The organism is Pontibacter sp. HJ8, from assembly GCF_054824225.1.
Genome location: NZ_JSYF01000591.1, coordinates 1 through 1,112 on the forward strand (window position 1 = coordinate 1; position 1,112 = coordinate 1,112).

Consider the following 1,112-nt stretch of genomic DNA (forward strand, 5'->3'; position numbering starts at 1 on the left):
AGTCTCGGCATTGTTTGAGTTCTCATTGCGGCGGTAGTACTTGATCCAGGCATCTAAACTCGACTCACTCAAAGTCTGGATCTTGTTGCCGGGCATATTTTCTACTGAGTTGATGCTGCCCGCCACTACATTGAGGTAATTCTGCGGTTCCATCAGCCCTGCCCGTTGCGTGATCAGGTCATCGTAATAGCTGGTGATCCCTTCCGATACCCACAACAGCCGGGTATAGTTTTCCTTGTCGTAGTCAAACGGACCGAGTGGTGCCGGTCGCAGGCGCTTCACGTTCCAGAGGTGGAAGTATTCGTGCGCCACCAGACTCATAAAGCCTGTATACCCTTTTTCGGTGCCATAGCTCCAGCGGCTTGTCTGCAAAGTGGTAGAGTTAAGGTGCTCGAGTCCGCCACCGCCTTTGTGTAGGTTGTGCACAATGAATACATAGCGGTCAACAGGCAGTTCGCCCATCAGGCTGATGCATTCTTCCACCACCTTTTTCATATCAGCCAGCAACTGCTTCGGCTCATAATTGGCTTCGCCGTACATGGCTATTTCATGGGGAACTCCGCCGACCTCAAAGTTGAGCACTTCGTGGTTGCCGATCTCCAGCGGAGAGTCAGCCAGCACATCGTAATTCGGGAAGGTATAGGTATAGGTACCGGTACTTTTCAGCCCGGTTGATACTTTTTTCCAGTCTTTGAACGGCTGCACGACCAGTGTGCCTTTCTGATCCTGGTAACCGTCGGGATACATGAACATGCTCGTGCCGTTGACATAGCCATGGGCCGCATCCAGAAAACTCGTCCGCACGCTCATTTCAAAAGCATATACCTTATACTTTACCTGCACCGCGTCGGCTTTATTGCTATAAACGCGCCAGGTGTTTTTGTTTATCTTTTCGTAGCGAAGGGCTTTGCCGGCTTTGTCGGTAGCCGTAAAGCTGTCTACGTTTTTGGCAAACTCCCGCACGAGGTAAGATCCGGGTGCCCAAACCGGCATTTTATAATCGATGTAGTTCTTTTTAGCTCCTTTCAACGCTACTTCCACCTCAAAATAATGGGTATGAGGCGCCGGCATCGACAAGGTATAGGTGAGTTCCGCAGCCAGAGCGGTTAACG

At 50.9% G+C, this 1,112-nt stretch carries 1 protein-coding gene; it reads right to left on the bottom strand.

The window, feature by feature from the left end; all coding sequences use genetic code 11:
* The coding region (locus OB13_RS19795; protein ID WP_461491913.1) for a M61 family metallopeptidase at positions 1-1,112 on the bottom strand (1,112 nt) is incomplete at both ends.